This window comes from Corynebacterium sp. HMSC063G05, from assembly GCF_001810555.1.
GTDB classification, from domain to species: Bacteria; Actinomycetota; Actinomycetes; order Mycobacteriales; family Mycobacteriaceae; genus Corynebacterium; species Corynebacterium jeikeium_D.
On record NZ_KV801862.1, the window covers coordinates 1 to 2,189 of the forward strand.

The following is a 2,189-nucleotide window of genomic DNA, read 5'->3' on the forward strand; positions in this document are numbered from 1 at the left end:
GCCCACTTTTTGCTACCCACAGGTAAACGGAATTCAATCAATAAATGTCGTAGTTTATGTCTCGGTGATAGACACTGATCTTGATTGGTTGCGGGTACTTGGAACGGGTTCGATGCGCAGTAGACTGGTCGAAGGCGCCTCGAATTCTGGCACTGCGCTTGTTGGCATGTCCTATTCATTTATTGCACTTCTCTGACTATCACTGTCACTCATGCCTACATGCCGATGCCCCGGTTCAATTAAGGCTTTACTGCCAAGCTGTCCAAATAGGGATCCATACGCTTATTTGGAATTCGTCCTGATTCTTAAGCCCTACCTACGAGACAACGCAGCGCCATCCAAGGTCGCGCCAAAAGGAAATCCCGTATGGGCGAGGTATTTTCTGCGCCCATACGGGAATGTGTTGTATTTAGTCACGCCAGCGCGTTCTGGGATTGAGCTATCCAGCCGCGCTGATCAAAGTACCGAAGTTAGTTATTGCTGCTCGGCTTATCTGGCGGGACGTCGCCGTAGCCGTCGTGGTCCTTATCTTCAGAGTTGATACCTCCGCGGAAGGTGTCGTGAGCACTCGGAGTAACTGCGTGCGGTGCACGGTCGGCGGTGTTGAACAACAGGTTCAAGATGATTGCTGCGACGGAACCTACGCAGATTCCTGAGGCCATAAACGTTTGTGCCCATGCCGGCAGTCCGGAGAATAGTTCGGGCGATACAGCAGGAAGCAATGCCAGTGCCAACGGAATACCAACGACAATCACGTTGGATTCAGTGAACTTAACCTTGGATAGGGTGCGGACGCCGGATGCTGCGACCATGCCGAACAAGGCGATACCGGCACCTCCCAAAACTGGAGCTGGGATAGCAGCAACGAGAGCGGCCGTCTTTGGAATCAGGCCTAGAACCAGCAGCATTCCGCCTGCAGCTGCGGTAACCCACCGGGATCGCACACCCGTGATGGACAGGACGCCGATGTTCTGGGCAAACGCCGTGTATTGGAAGGTATTGAAAATACCACCGATCACGGTCGCAGCACCGTCGGCACGCAGTGTGTCGGCAATACGGCGATTATCAATCTCGGTCTCGGTAATCTCACCGATTGCAAGCACATCTCCAGTCGCCTCGACCATAGTCACAAGCGAGACAATGCACATGGCAAATACAGCCGAGAAGACAAACTCAGGCATGCCGAAGTAGAACGGATGTGTCAGCCCAAAGATTGGTGAGTCCTTGGTCCCAGACCAATCCACCATTCCCAATGGAATGCATAGCAGCAACCCAGAAATCATGCCCACTAGAACGGCGATTCGGGCGAGCCATTCCGGTGCCCAACGCTCAATACTGAGAATCAAGACCAACACAAACACAGCTACTGCCAAGTTTTGAGGTGCGCCGAAATCTGGAGTGTCCTTGACTTCAGCACCGCCACCAACCCAGTCGGCTGCGACTGGCATAAGCGTCGTGCCGATAATCAATAGCACCGTGCCAGTGACCAACGGCGGAAATAGGCGTAGAAGCGACGCAAAAAGCGGTGCAAAGAGCATCATGAAAATGCCCGATGCAATCACCGAACCGTAGATTGCGGGCACGCCGTATTGCGATCCGATAGTAACCATCGGAATCGCGGCAGAGAAGGTACAGCCCTGAATCAGTGGTAGTCGCACACCAAATCGCCAAATACCCACCGACTGGACGATGGTGGCGATGCCTGCAACAAACAGGTCCGCAGCAATTAGGTGCGGAATATCGGATGGGGACATACGCCCGGCATCCACAAGTGCCCAGCCCACGAAAAGCGGGACTGCCACCGCGCCTGCATACGCGGCGAGCACATGTTGAAAGCCGAGTACAAGCAGTTTCACATGGCCCGGATACTCATCGACCGGATGGACGGTCCGAGCATCGGTCTTCGTTGATGTAGTCACAGTTCGACTTTAGTTCCCTAGTCCAGCTTTTCCTCACTGGAGCTTTCTATTGGGGTGGTTTCGCTCCATCTCGCTTTACGACGAGGCCCTCGAGCCACGTCATTCTGCTGAGATAGTTCGTTAGTGTGCGTGAGAGGCCGGTGAACGAATGCATTGCCGAACAGCTTTAAGTGAAACTCTACGGTTATGGTCTTCTATTAGCTCGAAAGTGCCCTAGAAAAGCCCTGGTGACCTGGGGGTTCGCTTTATGTGTGAAGTGTGTGTAATGTA

At 53.4% G+C, this 2,189-nt stretch carries 1 protein-coding gene; it reads right to left on the reverse strand.

Features of this window, described 5'->3' with window-relative positions; all coding sequences use genetic code 11:
* Positions 1-470 precede the first annotated feature (470 nt).
* Entirely contained in the window at positions 471-1,919 is a 1,449-nt protein-coding gene (locus tag HMPREF2751_RS08905) for a nucleobase:cation symporter-2 family protein (RefSeq protein ID WP_070595893.1), read from the reverse strand.
* Positions 1,920-2,189 lie beyond the last annotated feature (270 nt).